Source organism: Nitrosospira sp. Nsp18, from assembly GCF_900103145.1.
Taxonomy (GTDB): domain Bacteria; phylum Pseudomonadota; class Gammaproteobacteria; order Burkholderiales; family Nitrosomonadaceae; genus Nitrosospira.
Genome location: NZ_FMWY01000057.1, coordinates 1 through 1471 on the forward strand (window position 1 = coordinate 1; position 1471 = coordinate 1471).

General features: G+C 58.3%; 1 protein-coding gene. It reads right to left on the reverse strand.

The genetic code is table 11. The features are described from left to right. Positions 1-268: 268 nt before the first annotated feature. On the reverse strand, positions 269-1306 hold the full coding sequence (locus BLS94_RS14390; RefSeq protein ID WP_090962632.1) for an IS110 family RNA-guided transposase: 1038 nt from the start codon (positions 1304-1306) through the stop codon (positions 269-271). Between the last annotated feature and the right edge of the window lie 165 nt (positions 1307-1471).

Below are 1471 nucleotides of genomic sequence, written 5' to 3' on the forward strand. Positions count from 1 at the left end.
TTTATATGGACGCCTCCCGTTTTGCAAGGGACTTCGAGTTGGTCTGACGTGACAGGAACGGTTCGCAGCTTTATATCCGGCCTTGTTGCAGCCGATCCTTCCGCTGCGGGCCACTATGGATTCCGCTGACCCGCACCTCATTTCTCTCGCGAACTCGAAGTTCTTGGAGCCATTCAGGTTTGGCGGATCCCGGTCCGACCTGTGTTGCCATCGCTATCGATTCCCAACGCAACCTAGATAGACGTTCCATCTTTACAGAGTCAACCTCTCATCTGGTGGTTACCGCTAACGCCGGCTTCACGCTTACGTATCCTTTTTGGTACGGTCGGTCATGGGCAAGCACCGCCCAGATCGTTCGCGCTATCTTGTTTGCCAGGGCGACAGTCACCACATTCGGATGCCGCCTCTGCTTCATCTGTTCGACCCACGGACCTGGGGCCTTCGCGTTTATCAACACACTGCGTGCGCCGTGGATCAGCAGCGTGCGCAGATACGTGTCGCCGCGCTTACTGATGCCGTGAAGATTCACCTTGCCGCCCGAACCGGTCTGCTTCGGCACCAGTCCTGCCCACGCGGCAAACTCCCTCCCTGATCGAAACGCCTTCGCGTCGCCCATCATCGCGACCGCCGCGGTTGCGGTCAGCAACCCCACGCCGGGGATCTCACTGATCGCTTTCACGGCGCGATCGTCCTTCTTCCATTCGCGCATCCGGCGCTCAATCGCTGCGATCTGCTCGTCCAGATTCGTCAGTCCGTTCCACTGCTCACGCAACGTGTCGATCAGCACCGCTGGCAAACGCTCCGCCACCCGGGCAAGGATTTCCGGTATCGCCTTGTCAAGCGATGCCCGTCCTTTAGCCGTCACCTCGCCGTACTCGGTCAGCAGCCCGCGTAAACCGTTGATCTGCATCGTCCTGAACTTCACCAGTTGTTCGCGCATCCGGTGCAGCGCCAGCATTGCCTGCTGCATTTCGGTTTTAACCGCGACCGCCTTGCTTGGTTGCTGCACCGCCAGCCAGATCGCCCGAGCATCCGCCGCGTCGTTCTTGTTGCGGATGTTGAACGCCTTCACGAATTCTCCCGGCATCAACTTGACCTGATGACCCATCTTCAACAGTTTCCGCGCCCAGTGGTGCGCACCGCCGCACGCCTCCATTCCGACGAGGCACGACGACCGGTTCGCGAAATGTTCTAGAAACACCGCACGTTTGACGGGCTTGTTCACGATCTCACCCGTTTCCTCGTCCACGTAGTGCACTTGGAAGACCATCTTTGCAATATCGATTCCAACTGGCGTCAGCTTCATCTCGGCTCCTCCGGTTTGCAATGTGAAGATTTATGCGATCTTCCACCGTCATCACGCCAATGCCAATAGCCCGTGAAAGCCCCATCCTTCCCTACCATTCCTCACGGGTGGGAGGCGTCCATACCATTTCTCTCAGATGTTGGAGCCTCCTCAAAACCCGGGGCG

What these genes read in the sequence shown, in the direction of transcription:
- BLS94_RS14390 (WP_090962632.1), bottom strand. Translation starts at nt 1,306, where the DNA reads ATGAAGCTGACGCCAGTTGGAATCGATATTGCAAAGATGGTCTTCCAA.